General features: G+C 36.5%; 25 protein-coding genes. 13 read left to right on the forward strand and 12 right to left on the reverse strand.

All coding sequences use genetic code 11. The features are described from left to right. Nucleotides 1–26 precede the first annotated feature (26 nt). The 4 genes from ACQWU4_RS09280 to ACQWU4_RS09295 all read left to right on the forward strand — a co-directional run bounded on the left by ACQWU4_RS09280 (nucleotide 27) and on the right by ACQWU4_RS09295 (nucleotide 4118). Complete coding sequence (locus ACQWU4_RS09280) at nucleotides 27–1937, forward strand: hypothetical protein (RefSeq protein ID WP_429935487.1); 1911 nt, start codon at nucleotides 27–29, stop codon at nucleotides 1935–1937. Nucleotides 1938–2084: 147 nt separating this feature from the next. Further along, a complete protein-coding gene (locus tag ACQWU4_RS09285) occupies nucleotides 2085–3005 on the forward strand; it encodes a helix-turn-helix transcriptional regulator (RefSeq protein WP_429935488.1) in 921 nt (306 codons plus the stop codon). A 133-nt stretch (nucleotides 3006–3138) separates the two neighbouring features. Continuing rightward, on the forward strand, nucleotides 3139–3687 hold the full coding sequence (locus ACQWU4_RS09290) for an energy transducer TonB (protein ID WP_429935489.1): 549 nt from the start codon (nucleotides 3139–3141) through the stop codon (nucleotides 3685–3687). Beyond that, nucleotides 3687–4118 (forward strand): nucleoside deaminase, encoded by a 432-nt coding sequence (locus ACQWU4_RS09295; protein WP_429935490.1) that lies wholly within the window; start codon nucleotides 3687–3689, stop codon nucleotides 4116–4118. The genes ACQWU4_RS09290 and ACQWU4_RS09295 overlap by 1 nt, the downstream gene beginning before the upstream one ends. Before the next feature lie 132 nt (nucleotides 4119–4250). On the opposite strand, the gene ACQWU4_RS09300 is transcribed toward ACQWU4_RS09295, so the two are convergent. Beyond that, a complete protein-coding gene (locus ACQWU4_RS09300; protein ID WP_429935491.1) occupies nucleotides 4251–4793 on the reverse strand; it encodes a GNAT family N-acetyltransferase in 543 nt (180 codons plus the stop codon). 22 nt (nucleotides 4794–4815) lie between these two features. Next, complete coding sequence (locus ACQWU4_RS09305) at nucleotides 4816–5574, reverse strand: type III pantothenate kinase (protein WP_429935492.1); 759 nt, start codon at nucleotides 5572–5574, stop codon at nucleotides 4816–4818. Nucleotides 5575–5832: 258 nt separating this feature from the next. Here ACQWU4_RS09305 and ACQWU4_RS09310 point away from each other — a divergent pair, with 258 nt between their 5' ends. Then, nucleotides 5833–6435 carry a hypothetical protein gene (locus ACQWU4_RS09310; protein WP_429935493.1) on the forward strand — a complete coding sequence of 201 codons (603 nt, stop codon included), beginning with the start codon at nucleotides 5833–5835 and terminating at the stop codon, nucleotides 6433–6435. Nucleotides 6436–6510: 75 nt separating this feature from the next. On the opposite strand, the gene ACQWU4_RS09315 is transcribed toward ACQWU4_RS09310, so the two are convergent. From ACQWU4_RS09315 to ACQWU4_RS09330, 4 genes are all read right to left on the reverse strand, one after another. Then, the gene (locus ACQWU4_RS09315) at nucleotides 6511–8352 is read right to left on the reverse strand and encodes a M1 family metallopeptidase (protein WP_429935494.1); all 1842 of its coding nucleotides are present in this window, start codon (nucleotides 8350–8352) and stop codon (nucleotides 6511–6513) included. Nucleotides 8353–8509: 157 nt separating this feature from the next. Further along, nucleotides 8510–9142 (reverse strand): hypothetical protein, encoded by a 633-nt coding sequence (locus tag ACQWU4_RS09320; protein ID WP_429935495.1) that lies wholly within the window; start codon nucleotides 9140–9142, stop codon nucleotides 8510–8512. 9 nt (nucleotides 9143–9151) lie between these two features. After that, on the reverse strand, nucleotides 9152–9622 hold the full coding sequence (locus ACQWU4_RS09325) for a DUF1572 domain-containing protein (protein ID WP_429935496.1): 471 nt from the start codon (nucleotides 9620–9622) through the stop codon (nucleotides 9152–9154). Between the two features lie 204 nt (nucleotides 9623–9826). Continuing rightward, nucleotides 9827–11518: a DUF6909 family protein gene (locus tag ACQWU4_RS09330; RefSeq protein ID WP_429935497.1), complete on the reverse strand. Its 1692-nt coding sequence runs from the start codon at nucleotides 11516–11518 to the stop codon at nucleotides 9827–9829. 272 nt (nucleotides 11519–11790) lie between these two features. On the opposite strand from ACQWU4_RS09330, the gene ACQWU4_RS09335 reads away from it, so the two are divergent. Further along, nucleotides 11791–13986, forward strand: coding sequence for a glutamine synthetase III (locus tag ACQWU4_RS09335; RefSeq protein ID WP_429935498.1), 2196 nt, complete (start codon nucleotides 11791–11793; stop codon nucleotides 13984–13986). A gap of 337 nt (nucleotides 13987–14323) precedes the next feature. Continuing rightward, complete coding sequence (locus ACQWU4_RS09340; RefSeq protein WP_429935499.1) at nucleotides 14324–15034, forward strand: C40 family peptidase; 711 nt, start codon at nucleotides 14324–14326, stop codon at nucleotides 15032–15034. 223 nt (nucleotides 15035–15257) lie between these two features. Here the strand turns inward: ACQWU4_RS09340 and ACQWU4_RS09345 are convergent, their stop codons facing one another. Genes ACQWU4_RS09345 through ACQWU4_RS09370 form a run of 6 tightly spaced genes read right to left on the reverse strand, consistent with a single transcriptional unit; the run spans nucleotide 15258 to nucleotide 21526 of the window. Continuing rightward, nucleotides 15258–15830 carry a pentapeptide repeat-containing protein gene (locus ACQWU4_RS09345; RefSeq protein WP_429935500.1) on the reverse strand — a complete coding sequence of 191 codons (573 nt, stop codon included), beginning with the start codon at nucleotides 15828–15830 and terminating at the stop codon, nucleotides 15258–15260. Between the two features lie 59 nt (nucleotides 15831–15889). Beyond that, entirely contained in the window at nucleotides 15890–17119 is a 1230-nt protein-coding gene (gene rodA, locus ACQWU4_RS09350) for a rod shape-determining protein RodA (protein WP_429935501.1), read from the reverse strand. Continuing rightward, nucleotides 17116–19122, reverse strand: coding sequence for a penicillin-binding transpeptidase domain-containing protein (locus ACQWU4_RS09355; RefSeq protein WP_429935502.1), 2007 nt, complete (start codon nucleotides 19120–19122; stop codon nucleotides 17116–17118). The genes rodA and ACQWU4_RS09355 overlap by 4 nt, the downstream gene beginning before the upstream one ends. Further along, nucleotides 19119–19625: a hypothetical protein gene (locus ACQWU4_RS09360; RefSeq protein WP_040993300.1), complete on the reverse strand. Its 507-nt coding sequence runs from the start codon at nucleotides 19623–19625 to the stop codon at nucleotides 19119–19121. The genes ACQWU4_RS09355 and ACQWU4_RS09360 overlap by 4 nt, the downstream gene beginning before the upstream one ends. Then, nucleotides 19618–20472, reverse strand: a complete 855-nt coding sequence (mreC, locus tag ACQWU4_RS09365) for a rod shape-determining protein MreC (protein ID WP_429935503.1) — start codon at nucleotides 20470–20472, stop codon at nucleotides 19618–19620. The genes ACQWU4_RS09360 and mreC overlap by 8 nt, the downstream gene beginning before the upstream one ends. A 28-nt stretch (nucleotides 20473–20500) precedes the next feature. Continuing rightward, nucleotides 20501–21526 carry a rod shape-determining protein gene (locus ACQWU4_RS09370; RefSeq protein WP_034700899.1) on the reverse strand — a complete coding sequence of 342 codons (1026 nt, stop codon included), beginning with the start codon at nucleotides 21524–21526 and terminating at the stop codon, nucleotides 20501–20503. 390 nt (nucleotides 21527–21916) lie between these two features. Here ACQWU4_RS09370 and hemA point away from each other — a divergent pair, with 390 nt between their 5' ends. The 6 genes from hemA to ACQWU4_RS09400 are packed head-to-tail and all read left to right on the forward strand — an operon-like array spanning nucleotide 21917 to nucleotide 26314. Next, nucleotides 21917–23191, forward strand: a complete 1275-nt coding sequence (gene hemA, locus ACQWU4_RS09375) for a glutamyl-tRNA reductase (protein ID WP_429935504.1) — start codon at nucleotides 21917–21919, stop codon at nucleotides 23189–23191. Then, on the forward strand, nucleotides 23178–24086 hold the full coding sequence (hemC, locus tag ACQWU4_RS09380; RefSeq protein ID WP_429935505.1) for a hydroxymethylbilane synthase: 909 nt from the start codon (nucleotides 23178–23180) through the stop codon (nucleotides 24084–24086). Before hemA ends, hemC begins: the two co-directional genes overlap by 14 nt. A gap of 12 nt (nucleotides 24087–24098) precedes the next feature. After that, a complete protein-coding gene (locus ACQWU4_RS09385) occupies nucleotides 24099–24350 on the forward strand; it encodes a hypothetical protein (protein ID WP_429935506.1) in 252 nt (83 codons plus the stop codon). A gap of 48 nt (nucleotides 24351–24398) precedes the next feature. Beyond that, the gene (locus ACQWU4_RS09390) at nucleotides 24399–24977 is read left to right on the forward strand and encodes a DUF1287 domain-containing protein (RefSeq protein WP_429936042.1); all 579 of its coding nucleotides are present in this window, start codon (nucleotides 24399–24401) and stop codon (nucleotides 24975–24977) included. Between the two features lie 9 nt (nucleotides 24978–24986). Beyond that, a complete protein-coding gene (locus tag ACQWU4_RS09395) occupies nucleotides 24987–25643 on the forward strand; it encodes a peptidoglycan recognition protein family protein (RefSeq protein WP_429935507.1) in 657 nt (218 codons plus the stop codon). Next, nucleotides 25643–26314, forward strand: a complete 672-nt coding sequence (locus ACQWU4_RS09400) for a uroporphyrinogen-III synthase (protein WP_429935508.1) — start codon at nucleotides 25643–25645, stop codon at nucleotides 26312–26314. The genes ACQWU4_RS09395 and ACQWU4_RS09400 overlap by 1 nt, the downstream gene beginning before the upstream one ends. Nucleotides 26315–26346 lie beyond the last annotated feature (32 nt).

Consider the following 26346-nt stretch of genomic DNA (forward strand, 5'->3'; position numbering starts at 1 on the left):
TTTCTAACCAAATACAAAATTTTAACATGAAAAATATAGATATAAGATATCCTGCTGATATTGGTATTGCTGATATCGATGTTTACAAAACCAATAAGAAAAAAGCATTTATTACCAGTGCTAATTATTACGTTAAAGTAAGAGTTAAAAGTCCTTATAATAGTGAATTTGGTTTTGATTGGATTGATGTAGATCCATCAACCGGGGATATACAAAAAATACAGGATATAAGTTTCTCGGAATTAAAATATTTCTACAAAAAACCTGCAAATATAAATAACCCTAGGGATCTTGGAAACATTGTTGAAGCTGGCACAGATCCTTCAGGAGTAAAAGATGCCATAAAAGAGAATTATAAAATTATAGAATCCGGTAAAAAAGTTGATATCCCCTGGATTCTGGTTAAACCTAATCAAAGCATTGAGCTTTCTTTGGAAATAAATCTGACAACTACTGCCCCTATTACATCAGAGGCTATAAGTATTATTGGAGATGAATTTTATGATTTCGAAATTCTTAACGGAACCAAAAATGGAAATAAAACTGAAAAAAATTTAACTGCTGACAAAGAAGTTCTTACCCTAAAAATAAAATGTCTTAAAGAAGGACCCGAAAAAGAATACAATATTCTCCAGGAAAGCCCGGGATCAGTTCCATTTACTGTTGGAGGATTTAAGATGCTGGAAAATAAAATCCAAAAAATAAAATTCAGAGTTATTGCATTGGTATCATCAGATAATTCACCAGCTACAAAAGCAAAAGATGTTTTCCAGAAGTTTGTAAAAGCAGATATTGTGAAATATCTCAATAATAATTCTTTAAACCAGGCCGGGTATGAAGTGGAAATTGACAACCAAGCTATGTTTGACAGTCTTGCAACAGCTAGCATTGATGATTATTATTACGCATTCGATAAAACAGACTGGACAAATAAAAAATATTTTGGGAAAAAAGGAACTGATGATATTCTTGCAGAAAATCAAAAGGATCTGGGAGGACCTGATAAGAGTAATGCCTTAGACAATATAGTCTATAAAGAATATCTGGAAAAACTTAAGGTAAAGAAACTGGATTATAACGGAGGTATTATCATATTAAGTGAATATCCATCTTCTGGAAAGGCAGGGGCATACAGCAGGACATCTCCACTTAATCATTACAAGCTTTTTGTATATTCAACCAATCTTGAACATCAAAGTACTTATGCTCATGAAATAGGCCATATGCTTGGCTTGCCCCATTTATTCTATCTGACTGATGAAAAAGAAAGCTATGAAACCGACAGAGCACGGATAATAGGAAATGGCTTGCCGGAAAGTGATAGCAAATATATTCCCGGTATCCTGAAATCAATAAAAGACACTGAAAATTCAAAAAGTGATTTCTTTATTCAAGAAGGTTTAACCGCTGAGAAAAAAACAATAGTAACAGCTATTGACAACTTCATCAAGTCTGAGCAAAAACGGTATGATGATACTAAAAAATTACGTGATGATGTTATTTTAAGATATAAAAACTTTCCCGACTCATATAAAGTGACCCCTCAGTATACAAAAGCTGAATATATTGCGCTTTGTAATAAAATTATGAAAGATATTCCGATTACTATTAACGAAAATAAAAAGGCTAAGGAAGAAACAAATTTAAAAAGCATTCCCGGATATTATACTTTAAATGCAAAAGGATACTTTCTTAAAAAAGACTATATCATACTGTTAAAACAAAATTATGAATATCTGAAAATCGTTATTAAACAGGTACATGATAATTACCTGATGTTTGAGCAGTACAAAACTCAAAACCTTATGGATTATTCAACAACCAGAATCCGTTTTCTGTATAATCAAATAAAAATTATGAGAGATGACCTGAAAAATTATCAGGATGTCGAAAAGCTTAATACCGCTCCAAAAGCTCCCCCCAAAAAGAAAAAATAGAAAAATTCCTATACAGCCCTTGACACGAGTAAAAAATATCCTTTCAAAAAAATAAAACACGACACGTTTTGTCGCATTAAGCATATATATTTGTCTTATAAAATTTTACCATGAAACGCAGCAAAGAGCTGCATAAAATACAGGCAAATGAAAAAAGATTTTTATCTGACAAGGTATGCTTTAATTATCAAAAGATTAGAAAGTTCTCCGGCTACCTATTCCCAGCTGGAGGACTATCTTTTAAACTCTTTCGAATTCCAGGATGCGGGGATCAAGAGTTATTCTATCCGTACATTACAAAGGGATATTCGTGAGATTTCCGATCTTTTTAATCTTTCTATTCACAACAAGAAAAAGGGAGATAACAGGTATTATATTGAGAGTCGTCCCATTATGGAAGTGGATGAGTACAACCAGAAACTTCTGGAATCTTTTCAGGTCAGCAATGCTTTGAACCTTCATCCTGATTTTTCAGATTTCATCTTTTTTGAAAGCAGAAAACCTACCGGAATAGAACATTTTTATGATCTTTTCTTTGCCATCCGTAATAAGAGAGTCGTTAGTTTTGAACATTACAACTATAAAAACAAAATCATGACCTCCCGGAAGGTGCATCCTCTGGCTTTAAAAGAATCCAAAGACAGATGGTACCTGATCGCCATAGATACCAAAGACAAACTCTTGAAATCGTTCGGTTTGGACAGGGTCAATTATCTGGATGTAAGCAAAAACAAGTTCCGTGAAAAATATAACTACAATTTCAGGGAACATTTTAAAAATGCCTTCGGTGTTATGAATCTGGCTGAGCAAAACCCTCAAAAGATCACGATGAAATGCAGCAGACACCAGGGTGAGTACATCAGAAGCTTCCCGCTTCACCAGTCTCAGAAAGAAACTAAAGAAACACCTGAGGAAATTTATTTTGAGTTTTTCCTCCACCCTACCTATGACTTCATGCAGGAAATTCTTTCTTATGGAAAGGAAGTCACGGTTTTAGAACCTAAATGTTTAGTTGACGATATCAGAACCCATCTTCAGGAGTCTCTGAACCGCTATTTTGAAAGCTGATATCAAAGGATAAAAAGCTCATATTTTTTATTTATATTTACATAAATATACTGTTTTGAAAGCCTTATTCTTTTGCCTATTTTCACTTACTTTCTCTTTTTGTTTTTCACAGCAAAAGGAAGAGTTCAGGCAGGTGAAAAATTACTACAACCAGCACAGGAACATGCTGAATACAGAATTCAAGAAGAAATTTGATGCAGAACCGGATTCTTTCAAAAAAGCGAATATAAAACTGGATTTTATTCTTTTCATGAAAAAGATGGACAGTATTGAAAATGTGGCTATGATAGGAGCTTTGTTGAAAGTAAGAAATCTGGAAGATCTTCAATTCTTAAAGACCCCAAAAGGCATATCGAAAAATAATCCGGAAAAAGCAGTTGTGTTTGAAAAATCTGCTGATTACCCTGGTGGATTTAATACTTTAAGAGAAGAAGTTGCCCATCTTTTTTATACAGGAGGAGTCTACACCGAAACAAAGACCGTAAAAACAAATGTTACTTTTATTGTTGAAAAAGATGGAAGCATTAGTAATGTACATGCCCAGGGGGATAATTTTACTTTCAACAGACAGGCTGAAATTGCATTATATTCTGTTTCGGAGAAATTTTCTCCGGCTATTTTCAAAGGAGATCCGGTAAGGTACCACCTCAGGCTTCCTTTAACCCTAACTATTGAAGATTAATGTTTACCGACGAATATTATATGAAAATGGCCCTGCAGGAAGCAGAAGCCGCTCTGGAAAAAGATGAGGTCCCTATTGGATGTGTAGTGGTTTCGAATAACCGTATTATCGCAAGAGCCCACAATCTTACGGAAACATTGAATGATGTAACAGCCCATGCAGAAATGCAGGCCATCACTGCTGCTGCCAATTTCCTTGGAGGTAAATATTTAATCAATTGCGTGCTGTATGTAACCGTGGAACCTTGTGTGATGTGTTCCGGAGCTTTATCATGGGCTCAGATTTCCAAAGTCGTAATTGGTGCCAGAGATGAGCAAAGAGGATTTATCAACAAACATCTTTCCTTACACCCAAAAACAGAAATCGTAACAGGAGTAATGGAAAATGAATGTTCAACTATTGTCAAAGAATTTTTTAAAAGTAAAAGATAATTTATTTTGAATTTTCTTTTATAATTTGAAAAAGAGGTCGTAATGAATTCTCTTTTCCAATTCAGATGTTTACTTTTTATAGTAAATTTTTCAAAACTGAGAATTTGATATTTCCTTCCACAAAAAGTCAGATCATCCCTTATTTTTAAAAACAGAATACATCATGATGTCAAAATATTCATTACCTTTTTTGAGATGCTGTTTCAGGAGGGCTTCTTTTTCCATCCCGATTTTTTCCATAATTCTTCCGGATGCCGGGTTATGCAGAAAGTAAGTCGCATAAATTTTATTGAGTTCCAGCTCCTTAAATCCAAAATCAATTAATGCCGCAGCAGCTTCAGTGATATATCCTTTATTCCAGAAAGGTTTTCCCATCCAATAGCCTAGTTCAGCCTTGTCATCATCCCTGTCATGAAGTCCTATAGCACCTATAATCTGCTCTTCCCTGTTTCGGACTGCAAAAGTATATCCTGTATTACTTTCAAAGGATTCCCGGGACATTTTCACCCAGAATTCTGCATGCTCTTTGGTATAGGGAAAAGGAATATTGGAAGTAAGATCTGAGAAAACTTTATCCTGAAGATATCCGGTCACAAAAGGAATATCTCCCTCTTTTAACTGAGAGAGAATCAATCTTTCTGTTTCTATTTTGGGGAAGTCATTAAGCTTTCTCATACTAAAGTTTCAGTTTGTATTTCTACAAGTCTTTTCCTAAGAAATAAAGTCCTTTCAATGTATGCAGTCTGTCCATCATATGGATTTTTTCTGTCAAAGGCTTGTAAACATGGGAAACTCCACCTGTTGCCACTACAAAACATTCGTCATTTACCTCATCGTTGATACGGTCTATAAAACCTTCTACCATTCCCAGAAACCCGTAAACCATCCCGCTTTGCATACATGTAACTGTGTCAAGCCCTAAGACAGACTTAGGTTTCTTCAGCTCAATATCGGGAAGCTGTGCAGTCTGGCTGATCAATGAATTTAAAGAAGTGACAATTCCAGGAGCAATGATTACTCCCAGTGTTTCTCCGGTTTCAGTCACGCAACTTGCTGTAAGCGCCGTTCCAAAATCAATAATGATCTTCTTCCTGTTCGGATAGAGATTGTGGGCAGCTACAAGATTGGCATAAATATCAGTTCCCATCTGCTTGGATTTCGCCTGAACTCCTGAAGGTGTGGATCTGTCAACAATTACAGGCTGGATCCCGTGAATCTTTTTAATTGCCGAGCTGATAACTTTGGTAAGCTGCGGCACCACTGATCCTATAATAACCTTACTGATATCTTGCGGCTCTACTTTGTAAGTTTGATAAAGCATAAGAATCTGCACATACAATTCATCTACCGTTCTGTACGGTTTTGTATTGATTACCCATGAAATATCACAGTTATCACCATTAAAAAGTCCGAATCTGATATTACTGTTCCCTACGTTGATTACGATTGAATTCATTTATTTTTTAAGCTAGTCTGGGTTAAAAAACAGATGTAAAAGTAAGGCTTTATGACCAAAAAATAAATAATATCTACATTATTTTGAGTAATTCCTGATGCTATATTGATTGACTTTCAAATAACAGATATTAAAGCCTATGATTATAAGGATCTATGATTAAACTATTTCATTTCCGCAGCAGAAAAATCAACCCTAAAATTTAGAAAATTGGAAACATTTATTTACCTTTAAAACTGAAAATATTATCCTGCTTTCATGAAAAAACTCATCTTAGTCATATTCTTTTGTATTGGTCTGAACATTTTTGCCCAAACTGCAAATCAGGTACAGGACCTATTTCTGAAAATAAAACAGGAATCAAAAATTGACCGGAGCGACAGGGCTGTTTATGATGTTCTGGATGAGTTCTATAATAAAAATCTTCAGGCGGAAAATGATGAAATAACCCCGGAAACTGTTCAGAGAATTGAGAAACTGGCCTCCAATCCCGATACAAAAAACCTTCATATTCTGTTACTTTTCCTGATGTACCAGCAGCATATCAGCCGCACTTCTGTAGCAGGTAAAACTCCTGATTCAGGATTTCAAATCGAGGCTATGAAAATACTGGAGAATGAAACCCGCGATATTTACGGGAAAGTACCTGCCATTATTTATATCTATAAATATGAAGCTCTGGACGGAAGCGGAAAGAAGGAAGAAGCTAAAGCAGCTGTAGCCCAAGGATTAAAAGAATATCCCGATTCGGTTCCTTTAAAAGTATACAGCTACCTCAATACAAAAGATGAGGTTTTGAAAAATGATCTGGTAAAAAATCATCCTAATCACTGGATGGTACAACAGTTTGGGATAAAATAAATTGTAAATATTCCAATCTTACACATAAATAAAAATCCCACAGAACTTTCTGTGGGATTTTTATTTTGATATCATTTATTGCTTTACTTCTACAATATTATTGTCCATATTCACATCAGCAATTCTCTGACTGAAATCTATTCCCAGAACAGATAGCTGAGCTTTCGTATAAGGAATTGTCAGTGTATATTCTTTCTGGGTCCAAGGCCAGTAAGGCATAGTTTTAAAATCACCATAAACATCCTTCTCCTTCCATGTATGGGTCATATTTAAAGGAATCTGATAGGTAACAATCTTTTTATCTGCAGTCATTACATTGAAATCAACCGGCATTGGTAGCTGACCGTTGTTTACCAATGTGATGGTTGTAGATTTTGCATCGTATTTTACATCTTTAATTCCGTAGTCAATGGTTTTGGTTGTATTGATCCAGTAGTTATGGAACCATTTCAGATCCATTCCTGAAACTTTCTGTGCAATATGCAGGAAATCCCTGTCAGACGGATGTTTCATATGCCATTGGTCATAATATTGCTTTAGGGTTTCAGCAAGATTCTGCTCACCCATGATGTAGCCCAGCTGTACAAGGTATAATTCTCCTTTTACGTAAGAAGCATAGGTATAAGAAGTTCCGTTATCGTGATGATCGCCCAGCCAAACAGCAGGTTCTTCAATTCCTTTTTTCACAAAACTTCTGTAAGCATTTACCGTATTGGCAAAAGGGTTCGGAAGCTCTTCCGGAAACAGCTGATACATTACATATCCTTCTGCGTAGCTTGTAAATCCTTCATCCATCCATGGGCGTACCGATTCATTGGTTGCCAGCATCTGCTGATACCATGAGTGTGCTCCTTCATGAGCCATTAAGCCCATCAACCCTTTAATATCCTTGGCTTCTCCCAGGATCATGGTACACATACCATACTCCATACCTCCGTCACCGCCCTGGATAAAAGCATATGTAGGATATACGTATTTCCCGAAATGACTGTTCATCAACTGGAAATATTTAGTGACATAAGGTTGGGCTTCTTCCCAAACTTTTGTTTTGTCATTCTGCTGGTATACCAAAAATACTTTCGGTCCCTCAGGAACGTCAAAGCTTTTTATAACATAATCCCTGTCTGCACTCCAGGCAAAGTCTAGGATATTATTGGCTTTCCATTTCCAGACAGCTTTTTTACTTTTGTCCGCTATAATCTTGGCATTTGTATCGTAGCCTTTTACTTCTGTTGGGTTTTCAAGGATACCACCGGCACCCACTACATAATCCTTATTGATCTTGATCGTAACGTCAAAGTCTGAGAACGGTGCATGAAATTCTCTTCCGATATAATCAAAAGTTGCCCAGCCGTCGTAGTCATATTCTGCAATTTTCGGATACCATTGCGTCATGGTCATATCGACTCCTTCTCTATTATTTCTTCCGCTTCTTCTGATCTGCTGGGGTATTACGGCATCCCAATCCATTGTAAAAGTTGTGGTGGAATTAGGACGGATAGGTTCTGCTAAATAAACCTTCATAATGGTCTCCTGGATTTCAAACTTCAGGTCTTTTCCATTCTGTTTGATCCAATGGATATTTTGTGCCCCTTCCTGGTCTTTCGGAATAGATGCAAGTCTTGACACCCCGTCTTTCTGCAGTCTGGAATCTCCGTTTTTCCCCTGCCCTGCAACTCTCTGATCCATCATTGAATTAGGCTTGAAAGCATTCCAGTACAGGTGAAAATATACTACATTCAACTCATCGGGTGAGTTGTTGGTGTATTCTAAAGTCTGGTTTCCCTGATAAGTAAATTTTTCAGCATTAACATCAATATCCATCTTGTATTTCGCAGCCTGCTGATAATAAGCTCCCTGCTGAGCCTGAAATTGTGAAATGATAAACGCAAAAAGGATTGCAGCCGATTTTCTCATTTAAAATTTATTTTTTTTAAAGGTAGGTAATTTATATAAAACCTTCAAATGTGGAGTTATTCGAAGGATTTTATAGCGGATTATAAATTTAGATGGGTTTTAACTCTTATTGTTAAAAAGGTTTTTTGCTCGCAGATTTTGCAGATAGCTCAGGCTTTTATTCTCTTTCAAATTCTTTCCCAACTGAGCTTAGGTTTTCAAATAATTTATTGGAAAAATTTTTAATGAAAATATTTTTTGACCGTTTTTTATTTCCTTTGAAGCTTTCAACTTCTGTTTTACCAGTTTTCATACTGTAAAAATCATTTGTTACGATATAATATCCTGTTAATAAATTATAGGTCTTATTGCAATGACCACTTGGAGTTCTGTAGCTATAGTCATATCCAATCAGCTGAACGTTTTTTACTTTCTGATTGAATCTCAGTTTTAAACCGTGCCCGTAAACTCCGGTTCCTTCCTGGTAAACAAGAAATTCAAGAACATCATTTTTATATTTTAACGGGATAACAAATACACCATTGAATACATCAAAATCAATATAGAAGCTTTTCTTTTTTGAAGAGAGATAAATGATCAAATACTTTTTAGCCGAGTGCAGTTCATATTCTGATTGGTAAATTACAGTTAAAACATCGTCCTTTTTATCTTTATCAAAATCCACAACAATTCTTTTCATTTCCTTGCCATTAGACGGACTTTCCGTAAACTCTGAGAAACCCTCCGGAATTTTGAACTGAGAGAAACAGAAAAAAGGAGACAGCAATATGATAAGGAAATAGTTTTTCATTGCCTTATATTATTGATCTGCCAATAGTTTTTTAATCAAAGTAATCTGTCCTAAATGATAATAGCTATGCTCAATCATTCCATCAATATTCCTGAGATAGGTTCCGTATTTTTCATCTACAAAAACCTCATTCATTTTGGAATCCGGCATTTTTTCCAATAGTTCTGCAAACTTTTCTGAATCGTTCCAAAGTTTATTTAACAATTTTTCCCATTGTTCCGCAGATTCAATAGCCGGAAGATCAAAGCTGAATTGATCCCTGATTTCCAGATCACCGCCTTCAAAAACATTTACCAATCCTGCAATGTAGTAATCGATATGAAAAGTAAGCATGGCAATGGTATTCAAGGAACCGACCTTCATCGTTGCCTGTTCCCAGGTTACACTGGAAAGCTGGTCTTTAAAATTCGTATTGGCAATCCATAAACCATCCAGTATTACTTCTCTGAATCTTTTGGCTAATTGTGAAGGCGAACTCATTGTTTTTAATTTTCTTAAAGATAATTATTTTTTCTCTCGCTGATTTGGCAGATTGCACAGATCTTTAAAATCACTGATGACACTAATGAATGTACAATTCTAAGTACAGATATTATTGGTGTCCTTCGTGAAAATGATTTGTATTAAAACAAAAAGCCTCACATGTAAAAACATCTGAGGCTTCAATATGATTTTAAAATCAAATTATTTTTTAGCAGGAATTTCTTTTTTTCCGCTTTGTAAGATCTTTTCAAGGATACGTAAAGTAATGAAATATGTAGGCTTCACCCCTGTAAGACCTAAACCTCCCGAAGAAAGTGTACTTCCTGTTTCCAGAGGATTATCCGAAGCATAATACGCATAACAAACAAACAGATCCGGTGAAATGTGGTGTCTGATCTTGGAAGCTACCTGAATTGCTTTCTGGTAATGGGCTCCTTCCATTTCAAGACCGATCGCTTTCCATGAAGTATTCATGAAATAGGATAAGATATCCCTGTTCTGAAGCGAGGTTCCTAATACGGTAATCATCGGGCCTTCAAATGCTTTAAGCTCATCATCTTTAAAATCATCAAGTTTTAAGGCATTTTCAAAAGGATAGTTATCTGCTGTCCCTTCAAAGATATGGGAGGTAGGAATCATAATATCTCCTTTTCCTCCGGCAAGAATTCCTGCTTTACCCATGATAGAAACAGATTTCACCTTCATCATGTAAACTTCCCCCTTATGTTCGTAAGGTCTAAGAAGCTCATCCATTACTTCATAAGCCTGTTCTCCGAAAGCATAGTCAAAAACCATAATCACATCATCGCCGCTGTATTTTATACCGCTGAACGGAGTATTTTTAAGGTCTGTTTTGCTTAAATCAATGATCTGAACATCAATATTACTTCCGCTCTTATCATTAATATAGATCATTCCTTCTTCCAAAGCATATTTTGAAACTTTGTCACGAAGTTCTTTTTTGTCGGAAATGTCTCCGTAAAGTTTATAATCTACTGTTTTGTTGTCTTTTTTCTTCAGGGCATCATTTCCATACAGCATATTTTTCACAGAATGCATGTTGGCAGAAATGATGTGCAGCGGACGCATATGAAGATCGTTCTCAAATAAAACGTCTTTTACTTTGTTGGCCCATTTTTCACCAAAATAGTGGTGACCTACTCTTTCTTTTAAAATAGCACTGAAATGAATTTCCCTTTCTCTGGTCTGTTTGGCATCTTCCAGACTTACTTTCCCTAAGTTGTAGATGATTTTAAATAAACGGTCAGGGTTATTATCATCCCCGAAAGAATTATAGGCATTCAATGTTTCTTCGAAAGTTCTTCCTATTAATGAGGATAAATGGATAAGAGCAACCTCTTTTTCTTTTCTGCTGAATTTCTTTTCGCCTTTTACTACTTCTTCAATAATTTTGAAAGCACGTGTAGGTTTCCAGTTTTCATCCTGAATGAAAGCCAGATTTCTCACTTTGTCTGCCTCTATAAATAGGAATGTAAGGTGGGTAAGAATGTCATAGATTTCTGAACGCCCCAAAAGAACTTCGATATTCATCTGATGTTCATCTATCCTGTAACAGTTCCTTCTTCTTTTCTTAGGTACAATTGGTTCGAAACTTCCTTTATCAAAACCCTCATCTGATGTAAGATGAATAAAAGCACATTCTTCGATTCCTTCCGGAAGTCTGTCTAAAACGTACATCAAACCATCTAATTCCATTTTATTAGGAATATTCATGGTACCATAAATCTCTGGATTGATAGTCTTTAACAAACTTCTGATACTTTCTCCAGAAACACCGGCAGGTTTAAAAAAACCTCTGTAAAAGAGGTGTCTCATAGAAATATACAATCTTTCAATTGCTTCCGTTGTTTCTCTAGCTCTAGAATTTGTCATAAAATAAATTTCACACAAATATACAAAATCTTCACTCAACTTACTTTAAGTATCTTTTAACAAGCTGTTTAAATTTGTATCTTTAAAATGTATAATTTAAAATATATCATAATCCTATTAACAGGCTAAATGCCGGATCTGTAATTTCCATCCAAAAAGTTAAACTTTTGTTTGATTTTAGAAAATATTTCATTCACCCCTAAAAAAATCAGGGGTATTTTATTTTCAATTCATTTTTTTTGTAAATTTGCCCTGTAAAAATCAACCTTATTATGTCAACTTTAAGATTCAAAGCGTTAGAAACTTTACCATTTAAGGACTTCAGAAGAGATAATTCTGTTGAGGTACCTGGAAAATTGTCAGAATTATTCTGCCAGAATGTTTTCTCAGAAGAGACTATGAGAGAATATTTGACCAAAGAAGCATTCCAGTCTATTATGGATGCTGTAAGAAAAGGAACAAAGATCCAGAGGCACATTGCAGATCAGGTAGCTGTAGCTATGAAAGACTGGGCAATGAGCAAAGGTGTAACACACTATACGCACTGGTTTCAGCCTTTGACAGGAACTACTGCAGAAAAGCACGACTCTTTCTTTACTCCAATTGAAGGAGGAAGAGCAATTGAAAGATTCAGCGGAAACTTATTGATCCAGCAGGAACCTGATGCTTCTTCTTTCCCGAACGGAGGAATCCGAAACACTTTCGAGGCAAGAGGTTATACAGCATGGGATCCTACTTCCCCGGCATTCATCATGGGAACTACTTTATGTATTCCTTCTATCTTTATTTCCTATACTGGAGAAACTTTAGATTATAAGGCACCTCTTTTAAGAGCTTTGAATGCTGTAGATGAAGCTGCAACGAATGTAATGCAGTATTTTGACAAAAATGTAACGAAAGTAACTCCTACCTTAGGTTGGGAGCAGGAATATTTCTTAGTTGACTCAGCACTATACCAATCCCGTCCGGACCTTGTTCTTACCGGAAAGACTTTATTAGGACATTCTCCTGCCAAAGGACAACAATTGGATGACCACTATTTCGGTTCTATTCCTACAAGGGTAATGAACTTCATGAAGGAGCTGGAAATTGAATGTATGAAACTGGGAATTCCTGTAACAACAAGACATAACGAGGTTGCTCCAAACCAGTTTGAACTTGCTCCGATGTTTGAAGAAGTAAACGTTGCTGTAGACCATAACTCTTTGTTGATGGACATCATGGCAAGAATTGCTCACAAACACCATTTCCATATTTTATTCCACGAAAAACCTTTTGCAGGAGTAAACGGAAGCGGAAAGCACAACAACTGGTCTTTAGCAACAGATACTGGGGAAAACCTATTGAGTCCGGGAAAAAATCCTAAGAAAAACCTACAGTTCTTAACATTCTTCGTGAATACCATTAAAGCTGTATATGAATATGCTGACCTTTTAAGAGCAAGTATTGCTTCTGCAAGCAATGACCACAGATTAGGTGCCAATGAAGCTCCACCGGCAATCATTTCCGTATTCATCGGAAGCCAGCTATTCAAAGTATTGGAAGAGCTTGAAAAAGTAACGGAAGGAAAACTTTCTCCGGACGAGAAAACAGATCTTAAACTAAATGTTGTTGGAAAGATCCCTGAAATTCTTTTAGATAATACTGACAGAAACAGAACTTCTCCATTTGCATTTACCGGAAATAAATTTGAGATCAGAGCAGTAGGATCTTCTGCCAACTGTGCAGAGTCTATGACCGTAATGAATACCATTGCTGCAAAACAGCTGAATGATTTCAAAAAAGAAGTTGACGTTCTTATTGAAAAAGGACTGAAAAAAGACGAAGCCATCTTCAATGTATTAAGAGAATACATCAAGCAGTGTAAGAACATTATGTTCGAAGGTGACGGATATTCTGATGACTGGGCAAAAGAAGCTAAAAAGAGAGGCCTAAACAACCTAAAAACTACTCCGGAAGCCCTTAAGCAGGAAATGGATAAGAAATTCCTTGATCTTTATGAGGAAATAGGAGTATTCACTCACAGAGAAGTTGAGGCAAGAAACGAAATCAAATTAGAGAAATACTCTACTGTTATTGATATCGAAGCAAGAGTTTTAAGTGATATCGCAAGAAATCATATCATTCCTTCTGCTTTAAATTATCAGAACAGACTGATCGAGAACGTAAAAGGTCTTAAAGAAATATTCGGGGATAAAGAATTCAAAGCATTAGCGAAAGAGCAAATGAGCCTGATCACTAATATCTCTGAAAATGTTTCTAAGATTAAACTTGGCGTTGAGGATCTTATTAAAGCAAGAGAAGCAGCAAAAGCTGTATCAGATAGTCAAAAGCAGGCAGAAGCCTACTGCACCAAAGTAATTCCTTTATTTGAGGGAATCAGAGAAGCATCTGATGATCTTGAAATGATGGTTGATGATGAACTTTGGCCGATGACTAAATATAGAGAAATGTTATTTACAAAATAACATCTGTAAAGTTCCATATTAGTTAAACTCTCCGGTTTTCCGGGGAGTTTTTTTGTTTTATTAACAACCATGAAAAGTGGAGTTTTAAATCACAAAATCCGATCAATAAAGGAAAAGTCATTTATTATGTTAAAGAATCTTAATAAAAAAAACCGCAGGCTCACCAAAAATAGGCGGTTGCGGTTTGTTTTTCTTTAACATACTTAAATAATATGTTAAAATGTGTTAAATAAAGAACCTGACAATAATCATATCTGGGGTCTTTTGGTCGGAATCTCTACTTTTGTAATGCTTTTGAAAAATAAATATTCCTTTTAACACGGATAATCAAATATATATGAAGAAAAGAGTTTTGTTTTATTTAGTTGCTTTAGTGTCTACAGTTTCAGTTCAATCATGCGCTACAAATTATGTAGTTTCACAACCGGCAACTTACGCTAAAGAATACAAAACAGATGCCAAACTAGCTTCTATTGATAACAAGAAAATGGAGCAGGATAAGCAAAGACTTATCGACTCTTTCCTGGCGGAAAAGGCAGCATCTATCGCAAACGCGAAAAAAGCTATTAAGAATTCTGAGATTGCAAAAGCAGTCAAATACAATAAAACGATCGACAATATCCTAACAGAAGCTGAAACATACCTTGGAACTCCATACAGATACGGAGGAATGACAAGAAGAGGTATTGATTGTTCAGCTTTCGTTCTTTCCGTATTCGGGGCAGCAGCAGGGCTTAGCTTACCAAGAGTAGCAGCTTCTCAGGCTCAGGAGGGTGAAAGTATTGATAAAAGTGAGCTTCAGAAAGGAGATTTGATCTTCTTTTCACACGGAAGAAGAATTTCTCACGTAGGTATCGTAGAAAGTGTTACTGAAGACGGTGAAATCAAATTCATCCACGCAGCCACTTCTAAAGGGGTAATGATCTCATCGCTGAATGATTCTTATTGGGGACCGAAATTCAGGTTTGCCAAAAGAGTGATCAACGAGAACGGAGACGCTTATAACAATTTAGCAGCTTCTACTCCATCCGCAGCGACAAATTTTTAATTTTAAATAATTGATTTAAATAATGAAACCATCAGAAACCTGATGGTTTTTTTATTTGTTTTAGTATTGCACTTAACCGACCTGTTGGCTGATGCTTCCGAAACCAATACGTTATATTTAACTACCCCGTCTTTTTGCTCTGCAAAAATCCACCCCTTCAGAGAAGGGGAATGATGGAGGGCGATAATTATTAATTACAGTTTTATAATTCTATTCTTCTGCTCTATCCTCTATCAATTTCAATATCCAGTTTATAAAGAAGCCCATGTACTTCAGAGAGTGAGAATTTAGCCTTTTTAAGGCGATTTACAGAAGGATCTATGGAATAATTGAAAGAAGTCCTGAAATCTGCTTTTTCGAAGTTTGTCTGGTCGAAAATAGCTCCGGAAAAATCACAGCCTGAAAATACAGAACCGGATAAATCGGCTTCAGAAAAATCTGTTTCAATTAATTTAGAATTTTTAAATACACTTTTCTTAGCTGAGGTTTTATAAAATACTGAATTATTCAGCAGACATTCATTAAAAACAAAGGAAAGTCCGAACGGATTACATTCACTGAACTGCAGACCGAGCATTTTACACTCCTTAAAAATGACATTGCGAAAAGCTGTTTTAACCAGTTTTACCATGCTCAGATTACATCCCAGAAATTCACAGACCGTAAAGCTGAAACCCGAGAGGTCTGCATATTCAAAACTGCAGTTTCTGAAGATACAGTTTTCGTATTCTCCCCTGGAAAGTTCAGAGAAGCTTATATTTTCAAAAGTTTTATCCAGGATATATGCTTCTTTCATATTGTTTTATGATTTAAACGGAACTTTTCTTCAGCTAAAAATGAGATACTTAATCTTTATTAAACCAAGCTGTTCTTATCTGAATAATTCAGCTTAAAGAAAATAAAAGTCATCATGGAAAAGGCAAGAAGCGAACTTCCCCCATAACTGAAATAAGGAAGCGGAATACCTACTGTCGGAAAAAGCCCCATAACCATTCCTAAATTGATCGCAAAGTGCATCATCAGGATGGAAGCAAAGCAATACCCGAATACCCGGTTAAAAGTGGATTTCTGCTGTTCTGCAAGGTAGTAGATCCGTCCGATAAATATCATATAGCAAAGTATCAGAATGGCACTTCCAACAAACCCCCATTCCTCGCCCACTGTACAGAATATGTAATCGGTTTCCTGCTCAGGAACAAATTTCCCCTGCGTCACTGATCCTTCACGGTAACCTTTTCCTAAAAGCCCACCGGATCCTATTGCTGTTTTTGAATATAGTAAGTTATATCCTGAAGTATCCCTGAATGCCTTCTCTCCTTTATAAAGAACTTCAATTCTTTCTCTCTGGTGCTTTGGAAGTTTTTCTAAAACATAAGGTGAACCAAATGCCAGTCCGCAAAGCAGAAGGATTGATCCTGCAATCCCTGAAATAGAAATAACGTCCCAGGACATTCTGTGATAATTCATGGCAATCAAGACCCCGGCAATTACAACAACCGTCAACGCTACATACAATGGTGGCACCGCCAGAGATACCAGAAAAACAGCGGCAAAAATAAACCCCACACCAAACAAAAGGCCACTCAGCCCTTCTCTGTATAAAGCAATAAAGAATGCTATAAATACAAGCATGGATCCTACATCGGGAATAGCCAGAACAACTACTGCCGGAATACCTATGATAGCTAAAGCCGTCCAGAGCGATTTTTTAACCTTAAGGTTGAAATCAGGGCCTGAAACAAAGTTTGCAAGCATAAGAGCTGTTCCTATTTTTGCAAATTCCACAGGCTGCATGGTAAAACTTCCAAACTTATACCAGTTTTTCTGTCCCAGAATCTCCTTTCCAAAAGGGAAAAGCCCAATCAAAAGCAAAACACCCCCGATATAAATAATACCTGACATATTCTCGAAGAATTTACTTCTTCCCACGAATATAACAAGTCCCACAAATAATGATATGCAGAAGAAAATCAACTGTTTTTCCCCTAGTTTCTGATCAACACTGTAAATATTTGCAATAGCAAAAATGCAAAGCAGGAAATACAGCCCGAGACCTAGTTTATCTATTCCTTCTGCCCACTTCATGGCTTTACTTTTTTAGGGTTGTTCTTTGTTTCTTCTTCTATTTTTTTCTGCAGCTTTGCTTTCTGTTCTTTGATAAAGTTCAGACTGTCCTGCTGTCTTTTCAGCTTAGCAGAATCAGCTTTAGGGTCTTTGTACAGTCCTTTACGTTTCAAATCTGCAATCCACTGTCTTTTGTATTCCGGCATAAAGCTTGCGCCGGTCATTTTCTTATACAGATTTTCTCTCTTAAGGTCTCCGGTTATATATTTTTCAGCAATCACGGTACAGGCAGGACCGGCCCATGTTGCACCAAATCCGGCATGTTCCATTACGGCTGCCACTACAATCCTCGGTTTGTCAGCAGGAGCAATCAATACGAAGATAGAGTTATCTTTCCCTTGAGGAACCTGTGCTGTACCTGTTTTGGCAAGCTGGGTAAAGTCGTTGGATTTTAAGCTTCTTGCAGTTCCTCTTAATACTACGGCTTCCATACCTTTCAGTACAGGCTCGAAATGTTTAGGATCTACAAGCGTTTTATGTTTTGTTCTAAATCTTGGATCAGGATTAGGTTTTCCATCAATGGATTTAACAATATGCGGAGTATAAAACCATCCTTTATTTGCAATAGCCGCAACATAGTTTGCCAGCTGAAGAGGCGTCACCAAAACATCACCCTGCCCCATCCCATTAAAAATGGAACCGTTCATAGTATAATCTGCACTCCAGTTTTTCTTCCCGCTTCTTTTTTCGTAGAATTTCCCTGTAGGAATTCTTCCCGGCGAACCAACAGCAATATCATTATTCAGATATTCTCCTACGCCGAAGCTGCTCATGATTTTTTTCCATTCATCAACTCCTCTGGAGGGATCACCTGGATATTTGTTCATGATGGCAATAAAAGCATGCGAAAAATAGCAGTTACTTGATACCTGAATGGCAGGAATAAGAGGATCTGCTCCACCGTGGCCTTTAATCCTTAAGCCCTTATAGTAAAAACCTCCTCCACAAGGGAAAACAGTGTTCTCATCCATTACTCCCATCTGCATTCCAGCAAGAGCGGTCAGTAACTTAAAAGTAGAACCTGGCGGGTATGCAGCCTGAACGGACCTGTCAAACGTAGGCTTGTTTTCGTATAAGGTATCTTTTGATAATGCGTAAAGATTTTTAGATTTATGCGGTCCTGTAAACAAATTCGGATCAATATCCGGACCTGTTGCCATGGTTAGAATTTCACCATTATTCGGATCTATCGCTACGATCGCTCCATGTTTATCAACAAGCATTTCTTCAGCAATTCTTTGCAGGTCATAGTCGATCGTTAAGGTAATATCTTTACCTGTAACCACATCTTTGTCTAATGAACCGTTTTTATAGGAACCAATATTTCGAAGTTTAATATCTTTCTGAATATACTTCATTCCTTTTATCCCGCGAAGATCTTTTTCGTAAGATTTTTCAACACCCGTTTTCCCGATAAAGTCTCCCGGAAGGTAATATGTGGAATCTTTTTTAATCTCTCTTTCATTAACTTCACTGGTGTATCCCAAAAGGTTCCCGGAAGTTCCCACTTCATACTGACGCTGAGGTCTTGAAACAATACTGAATGCCGGATATTTGAAAATAATTTCCTGAACTCTGGCAATATCTTCCCTGCTGAGATCCTTCAGGAAAGTCATGGGAGTCAGCTTTGAATAGTATTTTTCTTTTTTAATAAGGTCTATCCTTTTGATAAAATCAGTCTTACTGATCTGCATCAGGTTACAGAATCCGATGGTATCAAAATCCGGCTTCATCAAGGCCTGCGTAAAGGATATTTCGTAAGCCGGCTGGTTTCCTACAAGTATTTTTCCGTTTCTGTCGAAAACGACACCTCTCTGCGGAATAACGTATTCGATTTTAATAGATGTATTTGCCGCATTTAAGGCATAACGGTCTGTAAACAGCTGTAAATAGGCAAGCCTCGCCACAAAAATAACGGCGATAGCTGCGAGAACAGAAAAGATTTTTAAATAACGTGTGTTCAAACTTTTTGTTTGATTTTAAATATTAATGCGTAAATCACTATAAATATAAAGGAAATTATACTTGTGATCACTACATTAAGTAATATTTCAAAAAAACGGCTAAATTTAAAAAATTCTATGTACTGCACTAAAAGCTGGTGCAGGAAGATACTTGAAAACAGAAACAGCAAAAACTGCGCCCACTGGAGGGACTGAAAAGAGAAAAAATCTGTGGAAGTATCCGTGGAGGTTCTGAAAATCAACGTTCTGAAATAAGCGATCAGTGTTGTCGCAAAAGCATTGATCCCCCATGAGTAAAGGAATGCGTCTACAGAAAGTCCTATTAAAAAGCTTAAAGCTAAAAACTGAAATTTATTTCTGAAGAAAGGATAAAACATGACAAACACCGGATAAAGAACCGGCGTGTATTTTCCGAAAATAGTGATCCTGTTGAGTACAAAAATCTGTAATGCAACCAGGAAGATCATGATCAATATATCGGTAAATAGAGTCCTGCTAATCATTTTCTTTTTTTATTACGGTCTGCAATGTATCCTGAATTCTCTGTACTTCGGCTTTTTTAAGATTTTTCACAACGAATACTTTGCTTAAAGCACCCATTTTTTCGCTTAATTCAACCGAAATATCCCAGAAGCCTGTTTTATTGTCTACAGAATATCCTGCGATGGTACCGATCATTACTCCTTTAGGGAAAATAGCTGACTTACCGTCTGTAACGACAGTGTCACCTACTTTCAGGGCAACATATTTAGGGATATCTGCAAGATGCATCACTCTGGAATTGTCGCCATTCCATGTTAAAGTTCCGAAATATCCGGAATTTTTCAATGATGCGTTGATTCTGATTTTATTAACACTCAGAACAGACTGAACCAAAGCGTAGCTGTCTGTAGAGTTGATTACAATCCCGGCAATTCCTTTTGGCGCCATTACCCCCATCTGGGGAAAAACACCGTCTCTGCGGCCACGGTTGATTGTAAAGTAATTATTTCGTCTGTTGATACTGTTGAATACGATTTCCCCATCTACAAAAGTATAGATCTGGCCACCGCCCAATGTATCATGAACTTTTCTGAATACGGGGTTCTTTGCTCCTTCTTTACCATACAGCTGTGTCATCAGGGCTTTATTCTGAGCTACAAGATCTTCATTGATCTGTTTCAGCTTCAGATAGGAAACTCCTTCATCAATATAACCTGAAACCCAGGAATTCAGCGCAGCCGACTGACCCGCTATCCATGATTTCTGCATGGCGTTTTTAGAGAATATCAGAACCAGAGCAACAATCTGCAGGAATATAAAGAAGACAAAAAGAGCATTCTTCGAAAATAATCTCAGCAAAAATCCCATTCAGATATATAGTCGTAAAAGGTTAAAATTATTTAATTAAGAAATTGAATTTATCCATATTCTTAAGCGCAATACCTGTTCCGCGAACTACAGCTCTTAACGGATCCTCTGCAACGAATACAGGAAGACCTGTTTTCTTATGCAGTCTGTCCGCAAGACCTCTCAACAAAGCGCCTCCTCCCGCAAGATAGATACCTGTCTTATAAATGTCAGCAGCCAATTCCGGCGGAGTAAGAGAAAGTGTTTCCATTACGGCATCTTCAATTCTGATGATAGATTTGTCTAATGCGCGTGCAATTTCTTTGTATCCCACCATGATTTCTTTCGGCTTTCCTGTGATAAGGTCTCTACCCTGTACCGGAATATCCTCAATATCAACATCAAGATCTTCTACTGCAGAACCTACTTCAATTTTGATTCTTTCAGCGGTTCTTTCTCCGATGTAAAGGTTATGATGAGTTCTCAGGTAATAAGCAATATCGTTTGTGAATACGTCACCTGCAATTTTTACAGATTTGTCGCATACGATACCTCCTAAAGCCACAACAGCAATTTCCGTAGTACCACCACCTATGTCGATGATCATATTTCCTTCTGGTTTCTGAACATCAATTCCAACTCCTATTGCAGCTGCCATTGGTTCATAAATCAGTCTTACTTCTTTTGCATTTACTTTCTGGGCAGAATCTCTTACCGCTCTTTTTTCAACTTCAGTAATACCTGAAGGGATACAGATAACGATTCTTAGCGCCGGCTGAATAAATCTGCCTTTAATGCCCGGAATTTTTTTGATAAATTCCTTGATCATGTGCTCGGAAGCATGGAAATCCGCAATTACTCCATCTTTCAGCGGTCGGATGGTCTTGATATCTTCGTGAGTTTTACCCTGCATATGCTTAGCCTGCTCACCGACGGCGATCGGTCTACCCGTAGAACGTTCAATTGCAACAATTGACGGCTGATCAATAACAATTTTGTTATTATGGATAATAAGGGTATTGGCAGTACCAAGGTCTATCGCAATTTCTTGCGTAAACATGTCAAATAAACTCATATTTTTCTTCTGATTTTAAGTTTACAAAGATATAAATTTAACACTACTAAAGAAATTTAACATGCACATAATTTGGTTAAAATTTTATTAAAATTCACAATTGTTTATTAACTTTTGATTTAGCCATTTACGGAGCCTGATTTAAACTAAAATTAAGTGGATAAGAGAAAGAAGATGTAAAAAGCAAATCTTTTCATTAAAAACAGCAAAAAGATTTCATTAAAAACAGATAAAATATTGATTATAAAACATTTTTCACCTCATAAAATCGCCCTCAGTCCCTTTCCCTACTTAAGTTTCCCTTCTTTACGACAATAGTTTTTCACGATAATTATCATATACATTATCAGAGGTCAATTAATTAAAAAATCCGTAAATTTGCGACTGCTTATGTTACAATATTCCAACATTCATCAAACGTCGAATTTTGCTGTGCTTTCCATCAGCTACGAAAAGGCCGATGTAGAAACGAGAGGGAAATTTGCATTCTTTGATGAGAATATCAAAAACTTCGTCACCAGGATTCACAGTGTGGATTTAGGGGATGCATTTGTGGTTTCCACTTGTAACAGAACCGAAATCTATACCACTTCACCCAATTATCTTCTGGTAGCAGAGGAATACTGTAAAACAATCGGGGTACAGCTTACAGATTTTCTTCAGTTTGCCAATATCCTTACGAAGGAAGAAGCACTTATCCATCTGTTCAGAGTGGCAGCAGGGCTTGAAAGCCAGATTATTGGGGATTTTGAGATCATCGGACAGATCAAAAAAGCTTACAGCCGCTTTAAAAAGGAAAGACAGAATTCCAACCCGTACCTTGAAAGAGCAATTAATGCCGCTATCCAGATTTCGAAAAGAATTAAGAATGAAACCGGCATTTCCAACGGAGCTGCTTCCGTATCTTATGCCGCGGTTCATTATATTTTAAACAGCCAGAAGAAAATTACCGAAAAAAACATTCTTCTTTTAGGAGTTGGTGAAATCGGGCAAAATACGGTTGAAAATTTGGTAAAACATGTTTATCAGCCAAAAATTAAAATAGCCAACAGAACTCAGGAGAAAGCTGAAAAGATTTCCCAGAAGTATAATATTCCCCATGTTGATTATTCTGACGTTGACCAGGAATTAAAAAACACTGATATTCTGATTGTAGCAACGGGAGCCAAGCATCCTATCATCAATAAATCTCATTTCCCGAACGGAAAAGAAACCCTTGTTATAGATCTTTCTATTCCGCATAACGTTGAAAAGGACGTTACGGATAATGAAAATGTAACATTGATTGATGTAGATGAGCTTTCAAAACAGATCCAGGAAACTATTCAGCAAAGAGAAAAAGAAATTCCGAAGGCTGAAAAAATCATCAAAGAACTGATGAAAGACTTCCTGGAATGGGAAAAAAAGAGAAAGCTTGCACCCAATATTCACCATTTCAAAGCAGTCCTGAAGAATATGGAACGCAATGAAATGCATAATTTTTACAAGAAAAATAAATACATAAACATCACGGATATGGAGCTTTCTGACAAAATGATCCAGAAAATTACCAACCGTTTTGCAAAATTTATCATCGATAATCCTTTAAAAGCCGAAGAAATTAGTAAATTAATGCACGAAATATTAGTTGAACAACCAAACAACGAATTCAATGAAAAGCATTAGAATCGGAACAAGAAATTCCGCATTGGCACTTTGGCAGGCAAGAGAGGTTGCGAGGCACCTTCAAAACCGTAATTATTTAACGGACATTGTTCCTATCGTCTCTTCCGGCGATAAGAACTTAAATCAACCGCTTTATTCTTTAGGAATCACCGGGGTTTTTACAAGAGACCTTGATGTAGCCCTGCTGAATGATGAGATTGATATTGCGGTACACTCTTTAAAAGATGTCCCTACACAGCTTCCTCAAAATATCGAAATTGTGGCTTACCTGGAAAGAGATTTCCCTCAGGATGTACTCATAAGAAAGGAATCTGCACAAAATAAAGAATTTCACGAACTTAAACTGGCAACAAGCAGTTTAAGAAGAAGGGCATTCTGGCTGAAGAATTACCCTAATGCCCAATTTTCGGATATACGCGGAAATATCCAGACGCGTCTTCAGAAACTTGAAGAAGGGGATTTTGATGCTACTATCCTGTCTCTTGCAGGAATCAAGAGAATGAAAATGGACATTGATTATGAGATGCTTCCATTGATGATCCCGGCAGCTTCCCAGGGAGTAATTGCCGTTGCCGGACATTCTGATAAACCGGAGATTAATGAAATTCTGGGCCAGATCAATCATAAGAAAACCCAGATCTGTGTAGAGATTGAAAGAAATTTCCTGAGCACTCTGGAAGGCGGATGTACTGCCCCAATCGGAGCTTTTGCAGAGATCATAGAAAACCAGATCCGTTTCAAGGCTGCACTTTGTTCATTAGATGGTAAAAACTGTATTGCGACCGACGAGAACTTCGAATACAACGAAAACGAAAATTTCGGTGAGAAATTTGCAAAAATAGTTCTTGAAAATGGCGGAAAAGAATTAATGGCGGAAATTAAAAATCAATTGTAAAATTTAAAAAACATGAGCAATGATAAAAATGCAGTTTTATTCTACATTTCTTTCATTTTAGCTGTTTTATTTTTGATTTACGGTATGGCATGGGCTTATTTTTTTGCACTCATTTTTGCATATCCTTTAGGTCTTATCAGTTTTTTAATATGGATAAAGATTAAATCCGACAACAAAAAAAGAAACAGCTCAATTTCTGCGGTTTTAATAGCAGGATTAATATTATCCATGTTATCACTAATAGTAACTCTTATCGTTAACTGATGAAGTTATACTTATTAAAAAATATAAATGCTTTTTAATTTTTAAATGATAAAAAAAACATTTGCCTTTGTATTCATATTTTGTACTACTTTATTTTTAGCCCAAAGTCAATTTGCGTTAAGACTTTCTGATTCTGCATTAAGCCTGATAGATAATACAATTAAGTATGATCCTACCTATTTTGTACTTAAATATCCTAACGGAGATGTTCCGGCTGACAAAGGAGTCTGTACGGATGTTATTATCAGAGCTTACAGAAAATTAGGCATTGACCTGCAGAAAGAGGTACATGAAGATATGTCGAAAAATTTTTCAAAATACCCGAAAACCTGGGGACTGAAAAAGCCCGACAGCAATATTGACCATAGAAGGGTTCCCAATCTTGCCGTATTTTTTTCTAAATTTGGAAAAACAAAATCTACTGAAACCAATCCCGAGTTATATCTTCCGGGAGATATTGTTACCTGGATTCTACCCGGAAACCTTACTCATATTGGGATTGTAGTCAATAAAAAATCTGAGGACGGAAAAAGATTTATGGTTGTGCATAATATAGGAGGCGGACAGGTTTTGGAAGACTGTCTCTTTAAATATACCATTACAGGACATTATCAATATCAAAAATAGGCTGCTTTTATGAAAAATCTTATCTATGCTGTATTTGTATTGATATCATTCTGTACAAAAGCCCAGACCAATGAATTCAAAACGATCAGTAAACCTATTGATTATTCTCAGGAGAGAGTGCGCTTAAGTTTAGAATATCTTAAAGATCATTATAATATTGTACAAAAGTCTCCTACTATTTCGCCCAAAATAATTGTGCTGCATTATACTGCAGGCGGAACTGTAGAAACCAATTATAAATATTTCAATAAAACCTATCTTGAGTCTGCCAGAAATGTTTTAAAAAAGCAAAGCACTTTAAATGTTTCTTCGCAATTCATTGTAGACCGGGACGGCACTATTTATCAGCTTATGGAGCCCAATATGTTTGCAAGACATACCATAGGGCTCAATTATTGTGCAATAGGTATTGAAAATATAGGAAGTAAAAGTCAGCCGCTTACAGAAAAGCAGGTTTTGGCCAATGCTCAGCTGGTGAGACATTTAACTAAAAAATATAATATCGAATATCTTATAGGTCATTCCGAATATGGTGCCTTCAGAGGCTCTAAGCTCTGGAAAGAAACGGATCCGAATTATTTCACCGGAAAAGATGATCCCGGAAAAGATTTCATGAAAAAAGTAAGACTTTTTGTGACTGATTTAAATTTAAAAGACAAGCCCTGATGAAAATCCTGTTTACCAAAACCATAGATGCCGCATTATTATCCAAAGAATTAGGATCGGATATCTCGGCTGAATGTATTGAGGTAATCAGGACGGAACCTATTAAAATAGCTGTATTTGATTTAAAAAGCTACTCATTGATTTTCACAAGTGTGAATGGAGTAAAATCATTTTTTGAAAATCAGTTTAAGCCCAACGAAGATTTTACAGCAAAAAATTTCAATAAAATATACTGTGTTGGTGAAAAAACGAAACGTGAACTGAGAAAACACGGATTCGGAACATTCAAAGTTCTGAAAAATGCAGAAGCGCTTTCGAGGTTTATCATTGGAAACTGCCAGCAGGAGCAATTTCTTCATTTCTGCGGTAATCTTGCCATCGATGTATTGGACAAGGACCTTCCTTTACAGAATATCAGTTACAAAAAGATCACAATCTATAAAACAGAGGAGCTCTACCCTTCCGTACCTGAAAAATATCATGCTGCAGTTTTTTTTAGTCCAAGCGGAGTTCGTAGTTTTGCAAAACTCAACTCTTTAGAAGGAATGAAGATTTTTTCAATTGGTGCAACCACCTCAGGTGAACTGAGAAAATACACTGCAGAAGAGATCTTTACATCAGAGGACAATAATCTGGCTTCTATTTTTGGATTGATTAAAAAAGAACTTTAAACAGCTGACAGGCTGGTAAAAATAATAAGTGC

Source organism: Chryseobacterium sp. MIQD13 (assembly GCF_050496705.1).
Taxonomy (GTDB): domain Bacteria; phylum Bacteroidota; class Bacteroidia; order Flavobacteriales; family Weeksellaceae; genus Chryseobacterium.

Coding starts and splice junctions, on each gene's coding strand:
- ACQWU4_RS09280 (WP_429935487.1), top strand. CDS start 27: ATGAAAAATATAGATATAAGATATCCTGCTGATATTGGTATTGCTGAT.
- ACQWU4_RS09285 (WP_429935488.1), top strand. CDS start 2,085: ATGAAAAAAGATTTTTATCTGACAAGGTATGCTTTAATTATCAAAAGA.
- ACQWU4_RS09295 (WP_429935490.1), top strand. CDS start 3,687: ATGTTTACCGACGAATATTATATGAAAATGGCCCTGCAGGAAGCAGAA.
- ACQWU4_RS09300 (WP_429935491.1), bottom strand. CDS start 4,793: ATGAGAAAGCTTAATGACTTCCCCAAAATAGAAACAGAAAGATTGATT.
- ACQWU4_RS09305 (WP_429935492.1), bottom strand. CDS start 5,574: ATGAATTCAATCGTAATCAACGTAGGGAACAGTAATATCAGATTCGGA.
- ACQWU4_RS09310 (WP_429935493.1), top strand. CDS start 5,833: ATGAAAAAACTCATCTTAGTCATATTCTTTTGTATTGGTCTGAACATT.
- ACQWU4_RS09315 (WP_429935494.1), bottom strand. CDS start 8,352: ATGAGAAAATCGGCTGCAATCCTTTTTGCGTTTATCATTTCACAATTT.
- ACQWU4_RS09320 (WP_429935495.1), bottom strand. CDS start 9,142: ATGAAAAACTATTTCCTTATCATATTGCTGTCTCCTTTTTTCTGTTTC.
- ACQWU4_RS09325 (WP_429935496.1), bottom strand. CDS start 9,622: ATGAGTTCGCCTTCACAATTAGCCAAAAGATTCAGAGAAGTAATACTG.
- ACQWU4_RS09330 (WP_429935497.1), bottom strand. CDS start 11,518: ATGACAAATTCTAGAGCTAGAGAAACAACGGAAGCAATTGAAAGATTG.
- ACQWU4_RS09335 (WP_429935498.1), top strand. CDS start 11,791: ATGTCAACTTTAAGATTCAAAGCGTTAGAAACTTTACCATTTAAGGAC.
- ACQWU4_RS09340 (WP_429935499.1), top strand. CDS start 14,324: ATGAAGAAAAGAGTTTTGTTTTATTTAGTTGCTTTAGTGTCTACAGTT.
- ACQWU4_RS09345 (WP_429935500.1), bottom strand. CDS start 15,830: ATGAAAGAAGCATATATCCTGGATAAAACTTTTGAAAATATAAGCTTC.
- rodA (WP_429935501.1), bottom strand. CDS start 17,119: ATGAAGTGGGCAGAAGGAATAGATAAACTAGGTCTCGGGCTGTATTTC.
- ACQWU4_RS09360 (WP_040993300.1), bottom strand. CDS start 19,625: ATGATTAGCAGGACTCTATTTACCGATATATTGATCATGATCTTCCTG.
- mreC (WP_429935503.1), bottom strand. CDS start 20,472: ATGGGATTTTTGCTGAGATTATTTTCGAAGAATGCTCTTTTTGTCTTC.
- ACQWU4_RS09370 (WP_034700899.1), bottom strand. CDS start 21,526: ATGAGTTTATTTGACATGTTTACGCAAGAAATTGCGATAGACCTTGGT.
- hemA (WP_429935504.1), top strand. CDS start 21,917: ATGTTACAATATTCCAACATTCATCAAACGTCGAATTTTGCTGTGCTT.
- hemC (WP_429935505.1), top strand. CDS start 23,178: ATGAAAAGCATTAGAATCGGAACAAGAAATTCCGCATTGGCACTTTGG.
- ACQWU4_RS09385 (WP_429935506.1), top strand. CDS start 24,099: ATGAGCAATGATAAAAATGCAGTTTTATTCTACATTTCTTTCATTTTA.
- ACQWU4_RS09395 (WP_429935507.1), top strand. CDS start 24,987: ATGAAAAATCTTATCTATGCTGTATTTGTATTGATATCATTCTGTACA.
- ACQWU4_RS09400 (WP_429935508.1), top strand. CDS start 25,643: ATGAAAATCCTGTTTACCAAAACCATAGATGCCGCATTATTATCCAAA.